We start from the raw sequence: 18,282 nt of genomic DNA on the forward strand, positions 1-18,282 counted from the left end.
GGCACGCTGAAGGACCAACCTCACGAACAGGGGCCGCTCCCCACATATGGAGAGCGGCCCCTGTTGTGTGCCTGTTCAGCTGATTTTGCGCGCTGCGCGCCGCTTGCTCAGTTCGTCGTCCGGAAAGGGCTGCTCTGCGGCATGTTCGCTGGGAAGGGATGCGAGGCTGCCCTCCACTTCACGCCAGACCCGCCCAACGGCGATGCCGAACACTCCCTGCCCGCCCTGGACGAGGTCGATGACCTCATCGGCGGAGGTGCATTCGTAGACACTCGCGCCGTCGCTCATCAGCGTAATCTGGGCCAGGTCCTCCACGCCGCGCTCCCGAAGGTGCTCCACCGCGGTGCGGATCTGCTGCAGTGACACCCCCGTGTCCAGCAGTCGCTTGACCACCTTGAGGACGAGGATGTCGCGGAAGCCGTAAAGACGCTGGGATCCGGAGCCGGCCGCGCCGCGGACTGCGGGCTCCACCAGGCCGGTGCGGGCCCAGTAGTCGAGCTGACGGTACGTGATTCCGGCGGCCTTGCAGGCCGTGGGGCCTCGGTAGCCTGCGTCCTCGTCCAGGACAGGAAGGTCCTCGGTAAACAGGAGGCCCTGGGCACCGCTCGCGGGCACAGCAACACCAGCCGTGGGCTGTTTCAGCCCGCCTGCTTCGCCTTTGGGACTCACCTGGATCCTCCTCGTCATACCGCTCCCGGGAAACTCCTGCAGCAGTGGCGCATGAAGACCATGCATGTAATTTTCGCGGGGCGCACTTTCCAGTGTGACTTGCGAGGCTGCGGTAAGCAATGGGAACTTGATACTTCGACGTTAGGCCCGCCGGACTGCAAGGTCAAAGACCCTGAACGGTTTCACGAGCCGTGTCGAAAGATTCATCCTCAACTTTAACCTTAACGTGACCTTAGCCGTCGAAATCCTCGGGCTCCACGTCGTCCAGGAACTCCCGGAAACGGCGCAGTTCGCGCTCTTCGTCAACGGTGGGACCAGGTTCTGCATCTTCGCCCTCATCGTGCTCCGTGATGCGGACCCCTGCCTCATCCATGACGGAGTCGGCGCACCAGATCCTGCACTTCGCGCGCAGCGCCACAGCGAGTGCATCCGAAGCCCTCGAACTGACCGTGGTGCCGTTTTCGAACTGGAGCTGCCCGTAGAAGATGTTGTCCTCCACCGCCACGATGTTGACGCTTACCACCGAATGCCCCAGCGATTCCACCACGTCCACCAGGAGGTCATGCGTCATGGGGCGCGGCGGGACCACGCCCTGCTGGGCCAGGGCGATGGCGCTGGCTTCCGGAGTCCCGATCCAGATCGGAACGTGCCGCTCCCCGTGCATCTCGCGGAGCAGGACCAGGGGCTGGTTGGAAGGCAGTTCGATGCGAACGCCTACAATCTCGACTTCAATCATCAGATGTCCATGCGTGAGATGTGGTCCTGCACCAGGGCCCGGTGCAGGGTGAGGCAAAGGTCGCTGATTTCGCGGGCGGCTTCCGCTGCCCGTGCCTGTGACGCGGCGTCCTTCCGGGATGCCAGGGGCGCCACCGCCCGCTCCACGAGGCCGAACTCGCGCTCGGCCGCCGCCTGGAAGGGACGGAGGTGACGGGGTTCGAGCCCGTGGCTTTCCAGCTGGACGCATGCCCGGGCCACCTGGAGGGCATGCTCGTCGAACTGTCCGTTGCTGTGGCTGATCAGGCCGAAGCTCAGCAGCGCCTGCAGCAGCGGCACGCTGGCGCCGGATTCGGTGCGCAGCTGTTCCTCAGTGAGCTTGCGCCCCCGGTTCTGCAGTTCCACCGCCAGCTCATCAGAGACGATGCGCGGGGAAACCACGACGCCGGGCGGTAGGTTCTCCGGGCGTTCTCCCCTGTCGATGGCGTCGAGGTAGTCCTTGATGACTTTCAGGGGCAGATACTGGTCCCGCTGCAGGGCCAGGACGAACCGCAGCCGCTCGACGTCGCCGTCGGAATACTGCCGGTACCCGGCAGGCGTGCGGCGGGGGTTGATCAGCCCCTTTTCCTCAAGGAACCTGATTTTGGACGCAGTCATGCCGGGGAAGTCCCCGCTGAGCTGGGCGAGGACTTCCCCTATGTTGAGGACCTGGGGTCCCCGGCGTTCCGGTTGTGCCATTGCCACAGGCAGTGGTCCCCGGTTCAGCCGCGGCCTGCAGCGCTGGCAGGGCTCAGGTAGAAGGTGAGGCGGAACTTGCCGATCTGGACTTCGCTGCCGGACTTCAGTTCCACGCTGTCCACACGGTCGTGGTTCACGTAGGTGCCGTTCAGGCTGTTCTTGTCCACTACCTCGAAGCTCCGTGCCGTGCGGCGGAACTCGACATGGCGGCGGGAAACCGTGACGTCGTCGAGGAAAATATCCGCGTCCGGGTGCCGGCCGGCAGTGGTGACGTCGGAGTCGAGCAGGAACCGGGCGCCGGCGTTGGGGCCGCTGTGGGCGACCAGCAGCGCTGATCCAGCCGGGAGGGCCTCCACTGACGTTCGCTCGTCCGATGAGAGCTTTGGTGCGATGGTGGGCTCATCCCTCACGGGGGTGAGGTGGATGGAGGTGGTCTCCGACGCCCTGGCCGCACCCGAGCCGTATTCCCCGTCGGCAGGGTTCTGTGTGTGGCCAGCCATGGACTCCTCCTCTTTCCGCTGCGGCACTGAGGCGCGCAACCAACATTTGCCCTCCGGACCTGCAGCGCAGGCCGGACCGGCCGCCGATCCGGCCCCTGACATGCGAAGACATTCTGGCTTCACAACGGGCCGGACCGGAATTACCGGTTAGCTTTAGCCTACCTGTTGTTCGTACTCCGATGCACTGAGCAATGACTCAACCGCGTCAGCTTCGGCGAGCTTGACCTCGATCAGCCAGCCGTCTCCGTAGGGATCGGTGTTGATGAGTGCCGAATCCGTGTCAAGGGACTCGTTACGACCCACAACTTCACCGCTGACGGGTGCGTAGATGTCACTGACGCTCTTGGTCGACTCCACTTCACCGACAACTTCATTCGCCGTAATCCTGGTGCCTACTTCCGGCATCTGGGCGTAGACAACATCCCCCAGGGCGTCCTGGGCAAAGTCGGTGATGCCTACCCGGACCACGCCGTCGGAGTTGGGGGCGGTAACCCACTCGTGTTCGGCGGTGTAGGACAGATCTTCGGGAATGTTGCTCATCAGGGGCCTTTCATCGGGTCGAACACCAATGTCAACGCGGCCCGGAAACGGTCCGCGTTGAAAGTATAGGCACAACTGCCGGGGCGTTAGCCGGGGTTTCTGACAAGATGGGACGCATGAGCGCACGCACAGTCGGCGTCCCCGGCAGAGACGGCAGGTAGCGGATGCCTGAGCTCCCCGAAGTGGCCGGCCTTGCAGGCTTCCTGGGCGACCATCTGCAGGAAACCGTTGTGTCCAAAGTGCAGATTGTTTCCTTTGCGGTCCTGAAGACTGCCGATCCGCCCTACAGCGCCCTTGAGGGCAGGACCGTGACCGGCGTCCGGCGCTTCGGCAAGTTCATCAGCATTGATACGGACGGGATGTCCTTCGTCTTCCACCTCGCCAGGGCGGGCTGGGTGCGCTTCACGGACTCCCCCACCGACGCGCAGCTGAAAATGGGCAAGGGCAACATCGCGGCGCGCCTCGCCTTCACCGGAGCTGGCGGTCAGCGCGGCTTCGACCTGACCGAGGCGGGCACCAAGAAAAGCCTCGCGGTTTATGTGGTGCGGGATCCCCAGGAAGTCCACGGCATTGCCACGCTGGGGCCTGATCCCTTTGCTCCAGCGTTCGACGCCGGCATGCTGGCTGAGATCCTCGCCGGCAGCTCCCAGCAGATCAAGGGGCTCCTGCGCAGCCAGAGCGTCATAGCGGGCATCGGGAACGCCTACAGCGACGAAATCCTGCACGCTGCGGGGATTTCGCCGTTCGCCACCGCCAAATCATTGGACCGCGCAACGGTCCAGGTCCTGTATGACGCGATCCATACCATCCTGGGGACGGCGATGACCGAGGCCCGGGGCAAGCCGCCCAAGGACCTGAAGGACGTCAAACGGAGCCATATGCGCGTCCACGCCCGGACCGGGCAGCCCTGCCCTGTCTGTGGGGACACGGTCCGGGAGGTTTCCTTTGCCGACACCGCCCTGCAGTACTGCCCCACCTGCCAGACCAAGGGGAAAATCCTGGCGGACCGCAGGACTTCGAAGTTCCTGAAGTAGCAACACAAAAAGCGGAAGCGCCGGAGAAGTCTCCGGCGCTTCCGCTCTTTGGTCGGGCTGACAGGATTTGAACCTGCGACCCCTTGACCCCCAGTCAAGTGCGCTACCAAGCTGCGCTACAGCCCGCTGGTTCCGCCGTTCTCCGCTGTGCTTCATCCAGGATCAGATCCAAGGATTTCCACCAGCAGTCCGGCCGAACCACCTAGAAGAGCTTACACGATCCCGGAGGGTGCCAGTGACACTTTCCGGGGTTCTTCCCTGCGGTGTGTCGGAATTAACGCTTCTTGCCGCGCTTTTCCCGCACGCGCATGCTGACCTCGATGGGGGTACCCTCAAAGCCGAACGTTTCCCGCAGCCGGCGGGTGATGAAGCGCCGGTATCCCGGGTCCAGGAACCCGGTGGTGAACAGGACGAACTTGGGCGGCCGGCTGGAAGCCTGGGTGCCGAAGAGGATGCGTGGCTGCTTGCCGCCACGGACGGGGTGCGGGTGCGCGGCCACGAGTTCGCCGAGGAAGGCGTTCAGGCGGCCGGTGGCGATGCGCTTGTCCCAGTTCTCCAGGGCCACGTCGAGGGCAGGAACCAGGCGGTCCTTGTGCCACCCGGTCTTGGCCGAGATGTTCACGCGGGGCGCCCACTCCACATGGGCCAGGTCCTGCCCAATCTCACGTTCGAGGTAACGCCGGCGTTCGTCGTCGAGCAGGTCCCACTTGTTGAACGCAAGGACCAGGGCCCGGCCTGACTCAATGGCCAGCTGCAGGATCCGGACGTCCTGCTCACTGAGGACCTCGTCCACAGCAAGGAGCACGACGGCGACCTCCGCCTTTTCGAGCGCGGCCTGCGTGCGCAGGGAGGCATAGTAGTCGGCGCCCTGTGCCATGTGCTGGCGGCGGCGGATGCCGGCTGTGTCAACGAAGCGCCAGGTGCGGCCGCCAAGTTCGATGAACTCGTCCACGGGGTCGCGGGTGGTCCCGGCGGTGTTGTCCACCACAACGCGTTCAGTTCCGGCCAGCTTGTTCAGCAGCGAGGACTTGCCAACGTTGGGGCGCCCGATCAGGGCCACGCGGCGGGGTCCGCCGGAGCGTTCCAGGCCCTCGATGGTGGAGAACTCCGGAAGGGTGTCCATCACGTGGTCCAGCAGGTCGGCCACGCCCCGCCCGTGCAGTGCGGAGACGGGGTAGGGCTCGCCGAATCCGAGTCCCCACAGCGCAGCGGAGTCTGCCTCCTGGGCAAAGTCGTCCACCTTGTTCGCCACCATGATGACGGGCTTCTTGCTGCGGCGCAGCATCTTCATGACGCCCTCATCGGTGGCCGTCGCCCCGACGGCGGAGTCCACCACGAAGAGCACGGCGTCCGCGAGTTCCACGGCCATCTCGGCCTGCTCGGCCACGCGGGCGTGGATGCCGCGGGCGTCGTGCTCCCAGCCGCCGGTGTCCACGAGGGTGAAGTTGCGGCCGTTCCAGCTGGCGGAGTACATGACACGGTCGCGGGTGACGCCGGGGGTGTCCTCCACGACCGCTTCCCGGCGGCCCAGGATGCGGTTCACCAGGGTGGATTTACCCACGTTGGGCCGTCCGATGATGGCCAGCACGGGATCGAGCTTGACGGGTCCATCGAAGTCTTCGTCGTCGTACTCGCCGCTGAGCAGCGCGGCGTCTTCCTCGTCGAGGTCGTAGTCCTCCAGGCCCGCCCGGAGTGACGCGGCGCGGAGGTCGGCCTCGTCGTCGTCAATGGCAGCCAGCCGTTCGGCCACCTGGTCCGTGCCCGTGGGCGTGTAGTCGTCTTCGCCGGCGCCGGAGTGGCCGGGAGTTTGAGTCGTATCGCTCATTGCACTGTCCTTAGTGGTCATCTGCCGGCGTCCCGGCTACTGCTGTGAAATCGTGTGGGGCATCTGCGAATGGCAGGGGCTGCCCGCTGAGTTGGATGGAGTCCTGGACGTGCCCCGCCAGCGCCGCGCGGATTTCCAGCGCTGCCCTGTCCATTGAAGCACGCCCGCTTTCCCCTGCCCGGCGGGCCAGGGTGAGGGCATTTCCGAAGCTGACGTGGAAGCGCCTGCCAGGCCGGGGTACCGAATCGAGGTGTTCGTCTCCCCTCCGGGTGCCCAGGATGGCCACGGGGACCACGGGAGCTCCGGAGTTGAGCGCCAGCCAGGCCACGCCGCCATTGATGTCCGCCGCGGCCCCGCTCCCCCGTGTGCCTTCGGGGAGGATCCCGACGCAACGGCCGGCGTCGAGCACTTCCTTGCAGCGCTGAAGGGCAGCCCGGTCTCCGCTCCTGTCCACCGGCAGCTGGCCGGAGGCCGTGAGCACCCGGCCGAGGAAGCCCTTGAACATTTCCTGCTTGACCAGGATGTGCATGGGGCGCGGCGAAGCGCCGAACATGACCGGGCCGTCCAGGAAACTGATGTGGTTCCCCGCGAAAATGACGGGTCCTCCGGTGGGCACGTTATGCCGGCCCCTGACGGTGGTCCGGTACACAGCGTGGTCAAGGAGCCAGCCCACCGGCCTGCTCCACGCCATGGTCAAGCCCGGGGGAATGCCCGGCCCGCCGTCAGTCACGGTTCAGGACCTTTGTCACAATGACCAGGGCGGCGGTGACGGTCTGGTCGAAATCGAGGTCCGACGAGTCCAAAGTTACGACGCCGGAGGCAGCTTTCGTGAAATTCACGACGGCGGAATCCTTGGCATCCCGGTGGGTCACCTGCGCCGCCAGCTGCTCGGCGTTCTGGGTTCCGCCCAGCTGGATGCCACGCCGGCGCAGCCGGGCTTCCTCGCTAGCAGTCAACAGCATCCGGACTTCCGCGCCGGGCGCGACGACGGTGGTAATGTCCCTGCCTTCCACCACCATGCGGCGGTGGTGCTTTTCGATCAGTTCCCGCTGCCGGCGAATGAGCTCGGTCCTGGCGCCCAGGGTGGTTGCAACTGCGCTGACGGCGGAGGAAATAGCCGGCTCGCGGATGGCGTCGGTGACGTCAATGCCGTCCACCCGCACGTATTCCTCGAGCGGGCTGGTGCTCAGTTCCAGGACCAGGTCCCGGGATGCCTGCTCCACCGCGGCGGAGTCGTCGAGATCGATCCCTTTGGTGACGCAGTACCAGGTGAGCGCGCGGTACATCGCGCCGGTGTCCAGGTAGGCGAGCCTGAGCCTGCGGGCCACTTCCTTGCTGACGCTGGACTTGCCGGATCCGGAGGGGCCATCAATGGCAACCACGAGCGGCCGGCCAATACGCAGCGCAGGCATGGTATCGAGAAGTTCCTGTGTCATTACTGGAGTACCCGCCATCCGCGGTCGTTGAGAGCTTCGATCAGGTGGTCATGCTTGTTCGGCAACACGGAGATTTCCACCATACCTACGTTTTGGCCGGAGGAGTGGTCAAGCCGGAGGTCCTCGAGGTTTACGCCGATCTCCCCGATCTCCGTTAAAAGCCGGGCAATCTGTCCGGGCTTGTCGTCCACCAGGACCGTCAGCCAGGAGTATGCCTGCGGTGGTCCGCCATGCTTGCCGGGAATGCGGGCCTGGCCGGCGTTGCCTTCGCTGATCAGCTGCGCCAGGTCCAGCCTCGCCCCGGGAGCCGTTGGCTTTTCCAGCGTAGCGATCAGCCGGTTGAGGTCTTCACGGACGCCGTAAAGGATCTCAACGACTTTTCCCGCGTTGCCGCCCAGGATCTGCACCCAGAGGGACGGATCGCTGGCGGCAATCCGGGTGACATCGCGCAGGCCGTTGCCGGCAAGGGACAGCGCATGCAGCGGCGTCCCCTGCAGCCGGCTGGCCAGCAGTGAGGACATGACCTGGGGCAGGTGGGATACCAGGGCAACTGCTTCGTCGTGTTCGTCCGCTGTGAACCGCGATACCACCGCCCCCAGGTCCGTCGCCAGCGAGCAGGCCATCTGGAGGGCTGCGCCCGAGGTCTCCTCGGAGGGGCATACCACCCACGGCATCGACGTGAACAGCTCCCCGCGGGCTGCGACCGGCCCGGACTTTTCCCGTCCGGCCATCGGATGCGTGCCCACATAGCGGGACAGGTCAACGCCACGGCGGCGCAGCCTGTCCAGGATGTCCGCCTTCACGCTGGCTATGTCCACCACCACGGAGCCGGGGTAGTCGGACAGCGCCTGCGCCACGACGTCGGTGGTTACATCCGGCGGCGCGGCAACCACCACAAGCTGCGGTGCAGCGCTGCCCAGTTCCGCGAGGGGCCTGCCCGCACCAATGTCCACGGCTACAGCCTGGTTGGTGGGTGACGGATCGGACAGGAACACCGGAACGCCCCGCCCGCGCAGGCCCAGCCCGATGCTGGTGCCGAGCAGCCCGGTCCCCAGGACCACCACCGGGCCATCCAGGTGCCCGCGGCCCTGGCTGTGGAAGGCGGACATGCCTCAGAGCCCTACGGATGCGAGCAGATGCCCGACTTCCTGCTTGCCGAGGTTGCGGATGCTGCCCTGGCGCTGGTCGCCCAGGCCGATGGGGCCGACCTTGACCCGCACCAGCCGCAGGACCGGGAAGCCGACGGCATCGAAGAGGCGGCGGACAATGCGGTTCTTGCCCGAGTGCAGCACTACCTCGATCAGGACGTGGCCGGGCGTCGAGTCAACGAGCCGGAAGGAGTCCACGGAGGCGAAGCCGTCCTCCAGCTCCACGCCTTCCTTGAGCTGGGCGCCGATCCCCTGCGGGAAGGGACCACGCACCTGCACCAGGTAGGTCTTGGGCACTTCGTAGGAAGGGTGCGTCAGCCGGTTGGCGAGTTCGCCGTCGTTAGTCAGCAGGAGCAGGCCCTCGGTGGCAACGTCGAGGCGGCCAACGTGGAAGAGCCTCTCGCCCTTGTTCTTGTTGTTCTTGAGGAAGTCACTGATGCAGGGACGGCCTTCGGGATCCTCCATGGTGGAAACAACACCCTTGGGCTTGTTGAACACCATGTACACCAGGTTCTCGTCCAGCTGGATCCGCAGGCCGTCCACGTGGATGACGGCGGTCTTGGGGTCCACGCGGACACCGAGTTCGGTGACCACCTGCCCGTCCACTTCCACGCGGCCCTCGGCAATCATCTCTTCGCAGACCCGCCGGGAGGCAACGCCGGCCGAGGCCATGACCTTCTGCAGCCGCACGCCGTCGGCGTCGTGAAGTTCAGATTGGGGGACGTCACCGCGCGGGCCCCTCTTCCGTGAAGGCCGGCGGACCGGTCCCAGGTTCTGCCCGAAGCGTTCGCTGCCGAAAGCACGCGATGCAGCTGCACCGGGGGCGCCGGTGCGCGGCTTGGGCTTAAGCGCCCCGGGGGTGCCCGGCGTTTTCCCGGCTCCGGGCTTGCGCGCTGCCGGCTTCCGGGACGAGGGCTTGGCAGACTTGGCGTCAGAGGCGCCGCGTCCCTGCTGGGAGCCGGCTTCATCAGGATCGATGAAGCGCTCCTCGCGCGGCTTGGCTGCGCGCTGCGGGCGGTCGCTGCCGAACCCGCCGCCCCGCTTGGGGGCGCCGCTGCGGAACCCGCCCGCAAAATTGCCGCCCTGGGAGGTGTTGCGCTGGGAAGTGTTGCGTCCCGAGCTGTTACGTGGTGAACCCTGGCGTCCCGCCTGTGTCATGACCCGTCCTTCAAATGTTTGGCCGGCAAGGTGTCCACAGACAACCCTAACCAGCTGTGCAGAAATAATCTGCCCTGATAAATACTTTTGCAGGCATGGCGAACCTGCCTAGATCCCTTCGGCGTCGTAGTACTCCGCGATGCCGTCCAGGCCGGGAAGATGCGGCGACAGCTGCGGCAACTCGGCCACCGAACCGATTCCCATCCGTTCAAGGAAGTACGAGGTAGTCCGGTAGAGGATGGCACCGGACTCCGGATCCGTTCCCGCATCCTCGATCAACCCGCGCTGGGCAAGTGTCCGTACCACAGAGTCAACGTTGACGCCGCGAATTGCGGATACCCTGGCCCTGGAAACGGGCTGGCGGTACGCAATGACCGCGAGCGTCTCCAAAGCTGCCTGGGTAAGCCGGGCTGTTTGGCCTTCCAGTACGTACTTACCGACAATGTCGGCGAAGTCCGCCCGGGAGTAGATCCGCCAGCCACCGGCAATGTTCCGCAATTCGAAACCCCGGGGGCTGGAGCCAAAACCAGTGGCACTGGCTTGATCCATATCCGGGGCTTTAACAGTATAGCCGTTATACTCGCGCTGAAGTTCGGCGAGCAGGACCCGGACCGTTTCAACGGTCAGGTCAAGCCCGGCAGCCAGTTCTTCCTCTGTGGCCGGCTGGTCGATGACCATCAGCACGGCTTCGACGGCGGCTTTCGCTCCGCCGGGAAGGCTTTTGAGGTCCGCCTCCCCCACCCGCGTATCTTCCGTGGTTTGCTTGGTCACAGCTGCTCCTCAAACTCTTCGCTCAGGTTTTCCGCGGACCACTGCCGGCTGCCGGCGGTCCAGTGGACGGCAAGGTCGGCGAGCGGTGAGAGCTGGTCGAATGAAACCGCTTTGTCGCGGAACAGCTCCAGCAGCGCCAGGAACCTCGCAACCACCACCAGCGTGGATTCGGCATCGGCGATGATGGCGCGGAAGGTCATCGGCGATTCCCGTTGCAGCCGCAGCCCCACAATTTCTGCCTGCTCCTTGACGCTGACGTTGCCGCCGTGGAGATGGGCCAGGCCTACTTCGGCGGGTTTTGGCGCCTTGGGACGGAGCGCCGCTTCCGCCAAGGCGGCGAACTGTGCCGGCGTGTGTTTCCAGACGAGTTCAGGGAGCATGGCGGCGAAGTGCTCCTCGAGCGCAACCTGCCGGGGAAAGCGCAGGGCTTCCTGGTGCAGGGTTTCCCCCATGAGGCCGGCCACGTGCTTGAAGGCTTTGTACTGCAGAAGCCGGGCAAACAACAGGTCCCTGGCTTCCAGCAAAGCCATGTCCTCGTCGTCGTCGACTTCGCCCGCCGGAAGGAGCCTTGCAGCTTTGAGGTCCAGCAGCGTCGCGGCGATCACCAGGAACTCGCTGGCTTCATCGAGCGCCCATTCCCCGCCCTGCTTCTGCAGGTTCCGGATGTACTTGATGAACTCGTCCGTGACGGTGGCGATGGCCACCTCGGTAATGTCCAGCTGGTGCTTGGCGATCAGCCCCAGCAGGAGGTCGAACGGACCGGTGAAGTTGGCCAGCCGCACCTCGAAGCCGGGCTTGGATTCGGCCACGTCGTGGCTAGGGTGCGCCGCCGCGCGAGATCAGCTCTTTGGCCAGCCGGCGGTACGCGTCTGCGCCCACGTGGTTGCCGGCATAACTGGTGATCGGCTCGGCGGCCACCGTAGCGTCGGCAAACTTGATGGAACGCTTAATGACGGTCTCGAACACCTTGTCTCCGAAAGCCTCCACCAGGCGGGTGATGACTTCACGGCTGTGCAGGGTCCGGGCGTCGTACATCGTGGCGAGCACGCCGTCCACCTGCAGGCGCGGGTTGAGCCGGTCCTGCACCTTGTCAATGGTTTCAACCAGCAGGGCAACGGCGCGCAGGGCGAAGAACTCGCAGATCAGCGGGATGATCACGCCGTGCGCGGCCGTGAGTGCGTTGACGGTGAGGAGGCCAAGGGAGGGCTGGCAGTCGATGAGGACGACGTCGTAATCGTCCTCCACTTTTTTGAGGGCCCGGTCCAGGACCTGCTCCCGCGCAACCTCGTTAACGAGCTGGACTTCCGCAGCGGACAGGTCGATGTTGGCCGGCAGCAGGTCGACATTCTCGACGCCGGTCTGGTGGATGGCGTCACGGATGTTCACTTTGCGGTCCATCAGCACGTTGTAGACCGTGAGGTCCAGTTCATGCGGATTGACGCCGAGTCCTGCCGACAGCGCACCCTGGGGGTCGAAATCGACGAGGAGCACGCGGCGGCCGTACTCCGCCAGGGCTGCCGCGAGGTTGATGGTGGAGGTGGTTTTTCCTACGCCGCCCTTTTGGTTCACCATGGCGATGACGCGCGCCGGACCGTGGGAGGACAGCGGCGCAGGTTCCGGGAACTCTCGGTATGGGCGTCCCGTAGGGCCCATCACCGCGTTGTCCAGGTCAAATTCCGTGCCCTCCAGAGTTGCTGAACCCTGTTCGCTGCTCACGTATCTATCCACACTTTCGATGACGGTGATTTCCTGCCGCTGGATGCCAGCGCCGTTCCTTCTTCTTCCCAAGGTTACAGCGGCCGACACGGTATTCGAGGCAACTTGACTTTCCTCGAATGTTGAGCCTTGACCCTCTAGCTGAGGTCGAAGGTTCGGATTATCCGCGCATGCGACAGCCCCCGCAGCGGAGGCTGCGGGGGCTGTCGCATTGATGCGGGGGTGGCTAGACGGTGGCCGGTACGGGCCGTGCCTCGGTTTCCTCGGCGGCCGGGGCGCCGTGTCCGGCGATCATGGTCTGCTCGTCGAAGGGCAGTTCACCGGAGAGCACCTGGTTGACCTGGGTGCCGTCGATCTCCTTGACCCATGTGCCGATCAGGACGGTGGCGACAGCGTTGCCGGTGAAGTTGGTCAGGGCGCGGGCTTCTGACATGAAGCGGTCGATGCCCACGATCATGCCCACGCCGCCCAGCAGTTCCGGCTTGTGGGCCTGGAGGCCGGCAGCCAGCGTGGCGAGGCCTGCGCCGGTGACGCCGGCTGCACCCTTGGAGGCAATGATCATGAAGATCAGCAGGGAGACCTGTGCGCCAAGATCCAGCGGTGTGCCCATGGCGTTGGCTACGAACAGGGATGCCATGGTCAGGTAGATCGCTGTGCCGTCCAGGTTGAAGGAGTAGCCGGTGGGTACCGTGACGCCGACAACGGGCTTGGAGACACCAAGGTGTTCCATCTTGGCGATGAGGCGGGGCAGTGCTGCCTCGGAGGAGGAAGTGGAGAAGATGAGCAGGTATTCGCGGCCCAGGTACTTCATCAGCTTGAAGATGTTGACACCGGTGACCACCTTGAGCAGACCGCCCAGGATGATCACGATGAACAGGGCGCAGGTGATGTAGAAGGCAGCCATCAGGGTGAACATGCTGACGATGGCCTGGAAACCGGTAGCGCCGACGACGGCTGCGATGGCACCGAAGGCACCGACGGGTGCCAGCCACATGATCATGATCAGGATGCGGAAGACGAGAACCTGTCCGTGGCCGATGGCCTTGAGGATGGGAGCGCCCTGGGGGCCCATCTTCTGCAGTGCGAAACCTACCAGGAGGGCTGCAAAGAGCGTCGGCAGAACCGGAATGTCGCCGGGGATGATTCCCAGGAGGAAGGCGACGGTGCTGTCGACTTCCGCTTTCTTCGTGGGGTCGTAGGGAGCGAGCTTCAGTCCCTCACCCGGGTGGATCAGGTTGCCCACAACCAGGCCGATTGCGAGCGCAAACGTCGACATAAGGACGAAGTAGCCGAGCGCCAGCCCGCCCACCTTGCCCACGGTGGCAGCCTTGGCGATGGACCCGATGCCGAGGACGATGGTGCAGAAAATGATGGGCGCGATCATCATCTTGATCAGCTTGATGAATCCGTCACCGAGCGGTTTGAGTGATTTACCGACCTCGGGGAACATGAGGCCTACCACGGCGCCGAGAATGACGGCGGCGATGACCGCAATATAGAGGTAATGGGACTTGTCGATGCCCTTGCGCCGCGTCTTCACGGTGTCAAGCGACTCTCCTCGTTGAGAAGCCATGATGTGTCTCCTTATGGATAATCTGATAGACGCTGCGGCACAGTCTCTGGGCTCTACACGTCCTCCGGTGTGATATCCATCATTGGGTACGCCGTGACCCAGCTCACCGTTGCGTTCATATTGGTCGCGGCGCTCACGCTTTTCTTAGGAATGGCGCCTGGAAAGGTCGCCGGGAGGTACAGATGATCCACCCCTGGAGTATCGCCCGCCGGCTCTTCGTCGCGAACCTGTTGATCGTGGTGGTGTTTATCGCCGTCGCCGGTTCGGCCACTTTCGTTGACGCCCGTGACCGGACCTATGACGAGGCGGGCCGGCGGATGGCGGGGATCGCTGCCGCTATCGCGTCCAGCCCGCTGGTACTGGAGGCAGCCGCCGGACCTGACCCCACGGCGTCACTGCAGCCCTATGCCAGGGACGTCATGGCAGCAGCCGACGCCGACTTTGTCACCATCATGGCGCCGGACAGGACCCGGTGGACACATCCGCGCGATGAGGAAATTGGCCGGCCGTATATTGGCTCCATTGATGCCGCCCTGCGGGGTGAGCAGTTCACGGAAGTGACGGCGGGAACCCTGGGCCCGTCGGTGCGGACCATCGTCCCGGTCAAGGATGCCGCAGGTGACGTCAGGGCACTGGTGGCAGCGGGCGTCACGGTACGCACAGTTGACGTTGCCTTCGCCGGACGGCTGCCTGCGCTGCTGTCGATTGGCCTTGCCCTGCTGGTGGGGGGATCACTGGCCTCGTGGCTGCTGGGACGGTATCTCCGCCGGGTGACCCGGGGCTGGGGCCCGGAGCAACTGTCGCAGCTGTTCGCCTACTATGAATCGGTCCTGCACTCCGTGCGGGAAGGTTTGATCCTCATTGACACCAAGGGCAGGGTGGTGATGTACAACGACCAGGCCGCGGAACTGCTGGGCCTCGAAGGCGCCGGGAGCAAGGACCCCACACGGCCGCCGTCGCTCGCGGAACTTCCGGTTGAGGAGGAGCTCCGGGACCTGTTTGAGTCCGGGCGGATCGCCAAGGACGAGATCATCCTCTATGGTTCCCGCGTCCTGGTGGTTAACCAGGGACCGGCAAGGGCACCCGGGTCTCCCGGGTCCCGGGGTAAGGCACAGGTTTACGGCACGGTGGCCACGCTGCGGGACCGGACCGAAATTGAAGCACTGGGCAACGAACTGGAAACCATGCGGACGCTTTCGGGCGCGCTCCGGGCCCAGACCCACGAACACGCCAACAGGCTTCACACCATGGTCTCGCTCCTGGAACTTGGCCGCACGCAGGAAGCCCTGGACTTCGCCACCCGCGACCTGGAACTGAGCCAGCAGCTGACCGATGACATGGTCAGCTCAGTCGATGAGCCTGTCCTGGGAGCCCTGGTCATGGGAAAGGTGGCTGAGGCCCACGAACGCGGGGTCCAGCTCGATGTTTCCACGCTCGGTTCCGGTACTGTAGCGGGGGTAGCTGTGCAGGACCTCGTCACGATCCTGGGAAACCTGCTGGACAACGCGATTGACGCGGCGGCAGATGCGCCTCCACCGCGGCGTGTGGAGCTGACAGTGGAGTCGGACGAGGAAGGGCTGGACATCGCGGTCCACGATTCCGGTGCTGTCCTGGATGCCAGGTCCGCCGACACGATCTTCCGTCACGGTTTCAGCACCAAGCCTTCGGGGCCCGGCGGGCGCGGAATCGGGCTGGCGCTGGTCCGGCAGGCCGTGCAACGGCTGGGAGGGACCCTGACCGTTAATGGACGGCGCGGAGCGAAGTTCGAAGTCTTTCTTCCCGCAACGGCGTCACCGCAGAAGGAGCAGTCACCGTGAGCAACATCCGGGTCCTCGTTGTTGAGGACGAGGCCATCGCCGCGGCAGCCCATGCAGCCTACATTGGCCGGTTGCCGGGTTTCGAGCTCGCTGGACGCGCCCCGGACGGCCAGTCTGCCCTTCGGCTGCTCACTGAACTGTCGGCGGCAGGCAACCCTGTGGAGCTGGTCCTCCTGGACATGAACCTGCCGGATCTCCACGGCCTGGACATCGCCCGGCGGATGCGTGCGTCCGGCATCCTGGCGGACATCATTGCCATCACGGCCGTCCGGGAGCTGGCGATCGTACGGAGCGCCGTGGCCATCGGCGTGGTGCAGTACCTGATCAAGCCCTTTACGTTCGCAACGTTCGCGGACAAGCTGGAAAGCTACCGCCAGTTCCGGCAGCAGCTTGCAGGCACCAACGCCGGGACAGGGAAGGCAGGTGCGTCCCAAAGCGATGTGGACCAGGCATTCGCCAGCCTGCGGGCACCGTCGGAGCTGCCTCTGCCCAAGGGACTCTCGGTGTCGACCCTTGGCTCGGTCCAGGATTTCGTCAAGCAGCAGCGCGATGCTGTCTCCGCCACGGAAGTGATGGACGCCCTGGGCATGTCCCGCGTTACTGCCCGCCGTTACCTGGAGTACCTGGCAGATGCGGGGGCTGTTTCCAGGACTGCCCGCTACGGAACCCCGGGCAGGCCGGAAAACGAGTACCGCTGGAGCGGACGCTAGCCCGTGCCGCCGCGCTGCTGGTCCCTGTGGACGCCAGGGCGGAGGCTGCCGATCAGCTGGTCAATCACCCCGGCGTCCTCGATCGTGGACGGCACTGTGTACTCCTCGCCGTCGGCAATCTGGCGCATGGTTTTGCGCAGGATTTTCCCTGACCGGGTCTTGGGCAGGGCGTCCACAACGGTCACATGCTTGAAGTCTGCAACAGCGCCAATGTCCCTGCGGACCAGCGCGATCAGATCCCTGACCAGGACATCTTCGGACACCTCAACCCCTGACTTCAGCACTACGTAGCCGCTGGGGCGCTGGCCCTTCAGGGGATCTGCCAGGCCAATCACCGCGCACTCAGCCACGGCCGGATGCTGCCCGATGACCTGTTCCATGGCGCCAGTGGACAGCCGGTGCCCCGCAACATTGATGACGTCATCCGTTCGTCCCATCACGAACACGTAGCCGTCCCCGTCCCGGTAACCGGAGTCCCCCGTGGCGTAATACCCCTCAAATGCCTGCAGGTAGGAGGAGATGTACCTTTCGTCGTCGCCCCACAACGTGGCCAGCGTGCCGGGCGGCAGTGGCAGTCCGAGCACGATGTTGCCTTCGGTGCCGTTTTCCACCTCTTCCCCCAGGCCGTCCACGATGGTCAGCCTGAATCCGGGCATGGGAACGCTGGGTGAGCCTGCCTTGACGGGCAGTTTTTCCAGTCCCCGTGGATTGGCGCAGATGGCCCAGCCCGTTTCGGTCTGCCACCAGTGGTCCACCACGGGAACGCCCACTGTTCGGGAGGCCCAGTGGAACGTGTCCGTATCCAGCCGCTCACCGGCGGTAAAGAGGGTGCGCAGGCTGGAGATGTCGTAGTTCCGCAGTAGGCCTGCTTCCGGGTCCGCCTTCCGGATGGCCCGCAGTGCCGTAGGCGCAGTAAACAGCACGTTGACGCCGTGGTCCTGGACCACACGCCAAAAGGCGCCTGCATCCGGCGTTCCGACCGGTTTTCCTTCGTAGAGGACGGTGGTGGCACCGGCCAGCAGCGGGCCGTAGACGATGTACGAGTGCCCCACCACCCAGCCGACATCGGAGGCGGTCCACATCACGTCGCCGGGGCCGACGTCGTAGATGTTTTCCATGGTCCAGCTGAGCGCGACGGCGTGCCCTCCGTTGTCGCGCACCACTCCCTTAGGGGTCCCCGTGGTACCTGAGGTGTAGAGGATGTACAGCGGGTCCGTGGCGGCGACATCCACCGGGGCTGCCGGTTCCGCAGCTGCAAGTTCGGAGTTCCAGTCCAGCCAGCCGTGATCGCCCGCCGAGGCTGCAAAGCCTTCCCGCTCCTTGACGATCACGGGGAGGTCCGGCATGCCGGCGAGGCTGAGGGCTTCGGCGACCGCGGGGAGGTATTCAATCCGGCGTGACGGTTCGATTCCGCCGGAAGCTGTGACCACAACAGCAGGAGCAGCGTCCCGGATGCGCGCCGCGAGTTCCTTGGGTGCGAATCCGCCGAATACCACTGAGTGGACCGCTCCAAGCCGTGCCGTTGCCAGCATGGCGATGGCAGCCTCGGGAATCATCGGCATATAGATCACCACCCGGTCCCCTTTGCCCACCCCCCGGCGGCGGAGGGCACCCGCGAAGCGTGCGACCAGCCCGGTGAGTTCCGCGTAGCTGAAGCGTTCCCGGGTGCCAAGCATTGCGGAATCGTAAATGAGCGCATCCTGCTCTCCCCGGCCTGCCTCCACGTGGCGGTCCAGGGCGTTGTACGAGGTATTGAGGGTGCCGTCCGGAAACCAGCCGTACAGTGGAGCCCTGCCTGAATCCAGCGCAATGCCCGGCGGCCTGGTCCAGGAAAGCTGTGAGGCTGCCTTGAGCCAAAACTCCCCGGGCTCCGCAAGGCTTTGTTCGTAGGTGTTTCGATAGCTATCGGTAACCATGAAAATGCATCCCGTCC

Annotated in this window: 18 protein-coding genes and 1 tRNA gene; 3 read left to right on the top strand and 16 right to left on the bottom strand. The window is 64.9% G+C overall.

Going from position 1 to position 18,282, the window contains the following annotated elements; translation table 11 throughout:
* Positions 1-75: 75 nt before the first annotated feature.
* The 5 genes from CXX84_RS13840 to gcvH all read right to left on the bottom strand — a co-directional run bounded on the left by CXX84_RS13840 (position 76) and on the right by gcvH (position 3,161).
* Complete coding sequence (locus tag CXX84_RS13840) at positions 76-669, bottom strand: MerR family transcriptional regulator (protein ID WP_102977332.1); 594 nt, start codon at positions 667-669, stop codon at positions 76-78.
* Positions 670-901: 232 nt separating this feature from the next.
* Positions 902-1,405: a bifunctional nuclease family protein gene (locus CXX84_RS13845; protein WP_102977293.1), complete on the bottom strand. Its 504-nt coding sequence runs from the start codon at positions 1,403-1,405 to the stop codon at positions 902-904.
* Positions 1,405-2,121: a MerR family transcriptional regulator gene (locus CXX84_RS13850; RefSeq protein ID WP_102977294.1), complete on the bottom strand. Its 717-nt coding sequence runs from the start codon at positions 2,119-2,121 to the stop codon at positions 1,405-1,407. The genes CXX84_RS13845 and CXX84_RS13850 overlap by 1 nt, the downstream gene beginning before the upstream one ends.
* 23 nt (positions 2,122-2,144) lie before the next feature.
* The gene (locus CXX84_RS13855; protein WP_102977295.1) at positions 2,145-2,621 is read right to left on the bottom strand and encodes an FHA domain-containing protein; all 477 of its coding nucleotides are present in this window, start codon (positions 2,619-2,621) and stop codon (positions 2,145-2,147) included.
* Positions 2,622-2,774: 153 nt separating this feature from the next.
* The gene (gene gcvH, locus CXX84_RS13860) at positions 2,775-3,161 is read right to left on the bottom strand and encodes a glycine cleavage system protein GcvH (RefSeq protein ID WP_102977296.1); all 387 of its coding nucleotides are present in this window, start codon (positions 3,159-3,161) and stop codon (positions 2,775-2,777) included.
* Between the two features lie 164 nt (positions 3,162-3,325).
* Between gcvH and CXX84_RS13865 the strand changes: the two genes are divergently transcribed.
* On the top strand, positions 3,326-4,195 hold the full coding sequence (locus tag CXX84_RS13865) for an Fpg/Nei family DNA glycosylase (protein ID WP_102977297.1): 870 nt from the start codon (positions 3,326-3,328) through the stop codon (positions 4,193-4,195).
* 49 nt (positions 4,196-4,244) lie between these two features.
* Here CXX84_RS13865 and CXX84_RS13870 read toward each other — a convergent pair.
* The 10 genes from CXX84_RS13870 to CXX84_RS13915 all read right to left on the bottom strand — a co-directional run bounded on the left by CXX84_RS13870 (position 4,245) and on the right by CXX84_RS13915 (position 13,822).
* Positions 4,245-4,321, bottom strand: a tRNA-Pro gene (locus CXX84_RS13870).
* Positions 4,322-4,469: 148 nt separating this feature from the next.
* Positions 4,470-6,020: a ribosome biogenesis GTPase Der gene (gene der / locus CXX84_RS13875; protein ID WP_102977298.1), complete on the bottom strand. Its 1,551-nt coding sequence runs from the start codon at positions 6,018-6,020 to the stop codon at positions 4,470-4,472.
* A 10-nt stretch (positions 6,021-6,030) separates the two neighbouring features.
* Positions 6,031-6,711 carry a lysophospholipid acyltransferase family protein gene (locus CXX84_RS13880; protein ID WP_189337599.1) on the bottom strand — a complete coding sequence of 227 codons (681 nt, stop codon included), beginning with the start codon at positions 6,709-6,711 and terminating at the stop codon, positions 6,031-6,033.
* A gap of 31 nt (positions 6,712-6,742) precedes the next feature.
* Complete coding sequence (gene cmk / locus CXX84_RS13885) at positions 6,743-7,456, bottom strand: (d)CMP kinase (RefSeq protein WP_102977299.1); 714 nt, start codon at positions 7,454-7,456, stop codon at positions 6,743-6,745.
* Entirely contained in the window at positions 7,456-8,565 is a 1,110-nt protein-coding gene (locus CXX84_RS13890; protein ID WP_102977300.1) for a prephenate dehydrogenase, read from the bottom strand. The genes cmk and CXX84_RS13890 overlap by 1 nt, the downstream gene beginning before the upstream one ends.
* A gap of 3 nt (positions 8,566-8,568) precedes the next feature.
* Positions 8,569-9,762 (bottom strand): pseudouridine synthase, encoded by a 1,194-nt coding sequence (locus CXX84_RS13895; protein ID WP_102977301.1) that lies wholly within the window; start codon positions 9,760-9,762, stop codon positions 8,569-8,571.
* Between the two features lie 108 nt (positions 9,763-9,870).
* Entirely contained in the window at positions 9,871-10,533 is a 663-nt protein-coding gene (gene scpB / locus CXX84_RS13900) for an SMC-Scp complex subunit ScpB (RefSeq protein ID WP_102977302.1), read from the bottom strand.
* On the bottom strand, positions 10,530-11,342 hold the full coding sequence (locus CXX84_RS13905; RefSeq protein WP_102977303.1) for a segregation and condensation protein A: 813 nt from the start codon (positions 11,340-11,342) through the stop codon (positions 10,530-10,532). The genes scpB and CXX84_RS13905 overlap by 4 nt, the downstream gene beginning before the upstream one ends.
* 7 nt (positions 11,343-11,349) lie before the next feature.
* Positions 11,350-12,249 carry a ParA family protein gene (locus tag CXX84_RS13910; RefSeq protein WP_102977304.1) on the bottom strand — a complete coding sequence of 300 codons (900 nt, stop codon included), beginning with the start codon at positions 12,247-12,249 and terminating at the stop codon, positions 11,350-11,352.
* A gap of 226 nt (positions 12,250-12,475) precedes the next feature.
* Positions 12,476-13,822: a cation:dicarboxylate symporter family transporter gene (locus CXX84_RS13915; RefSeq protein ID WP_102977305.1), complete on the bottom strand. Its 1,347-nt coding sequence runs from the start codon at positions 13,820-13,822 to the stop codon at positions 12,476-12,478.
* A gap of 182 nt (positions 13,823-14,004) precedes the next feature.
* Here CXX84_RS13915 and CXX84_RS13920 point away from each other — a divergent pair, with 182 nt between their 5' ends.
* Positions 14,005-15,639, top strand: a complete 1,635-nt coding sequence (locus CXX84_RS13920) for an ATP-binding protein (protein WP_102977306.1) — start codon at positions 14,005-14,007, stop codon at positions 15,637-15,639.
* The gene (locus CXX84_RS13925; RefSeq protein ID WP_102977307.1) at positions 15,636-16,349 is read left to right on the top strand and encodes a response regulator; all 714 of its coding nucleotides are present in this window, start codon (positions 15,636-15,638) and stop codon (positions 16,347-16,349) included. The genes CXX84_RS13920 and CXX84_RS13925 overlap by 4 nt, the downstream gene beginning before the upstream one ends.
* On the opposite strand, the gene CXX84_RS13930 is transcribed toward CXX84_RS13925, so the two are convergent.
* A complete protein-coding gene (locus tag CXX84_RS13930) occupies positions 16,346-18,265 on the bottom strand; it encodes an AMP-binding protein (protein ID WP_102977308.1) in 1,920 nt (639 codons plus the stop codon). The two genes, CXX84_RS13925 and CXX84_RS13930, sit on opposite strands and share 4 nt — an antisense overlap.
* Positions 18,266-18,282: the final 17 nt, after the last annotated feature.

This window comes from Arthrobacter sp. AFG7.2 (assembly GCF_002892835.1).
Classification (GTDB): Bacteria; Actinomycetota; Actinomycetes; order Actinomycetales; family Micrococcaceae; genus Arthrobacter.

Bases quoted from the DNA above. Each gene is read 5' to 3' on its own strand.
- CXX84_RS13855 (WP_102977295.1), bottom strand. From the start codon at position 2,621: ATGGCTGGCCACACACAGAACCCTGCCGACGGGGAATACGGCTCGGGT.
- CXX84_RS13915 (WP_102977305.1), bottom strand. From the start codon at position 13,822: ATGGCTTCTCAACGAGGAGAGTCGCTTGACACCGTGAAGACGCGGCGC.
- gcvH (WP_102977296.1), bottom strand. From the start codon at position 3,161: ATGAGCAACATTCCCGAAGATCTGTCCTACACCGCCGAACACGAGTGG.
- CXX84_RS13865 (WP_102977297.1), top strand. From the start codon at position 3,326: ATGCCTGAGCTCCCCGAAGTGGCCGGCCTTGCAGGCTTCCTGGGCGAC.
- CXX84_RS13920 (WP_102977306.1), top strand. From the start codon at position 14,005: ATGATCCACCCCTGGAGTATCGCCCGCCGGCTCTTCGTCGCGAACCTG.
- CXX84_RS13890 (WP_102977300.1), bottom strand. From the start codon at position 8,565: ATGTCCGCCTTCCACAGCCAGGGCCGCGGGCACCTGGATGGCCCGGTG.
- CXX84_RS13880 (WP_189337599.1), bottom strand. From the start codon at position 6,711: ATGGCGTGGAGCAGGCCGGTGGGCTGGCTCCTTGACCACGCTGTGTAC.
- der (WP_102977298.1), bottom strand. From the start codon at position 6,020: ATGAGCGATACGACTCAAACTCCCGGCCACTCCGGCGCCGGCGAAGAC.
- CXX84_RS13850 (WP_102977294.1), bottom strand. From the start codon at position 2,121: ATGGCACAACCGGAACGCCGGGGACCCCAGGTCCTCAACATAGGGGAA.
- cmk (WP_102977299.1), bottom strand. From the start codon at position 7,456: ATGACACAGGAACTTCTCGATACCATGCCTGCGCTGCGTATTGGCCGG.
- CXX84_RS13930 (WP_102977308.1), bottom strand. From the start codon at position 18,265: ATGGTTACCGATAGCTATCGAAACACCTACGAACAAAGCCTTGCGGAG.
- CXX84_RS13895 (WP_102977301.1), bottom strand. From the start codon at position 9,762: ATGACACAGGCGGGACGCCAGGGTTCACCACGTAACAGCTCGGGACGC.
- CXX84_RS13845 (WP_102977293.1), bottom strand. From the start codon at position 1,405: ATGATTGAAGTCGAGATTGTAGGCGTTCGCATCGAACTGCCTTCCAAC.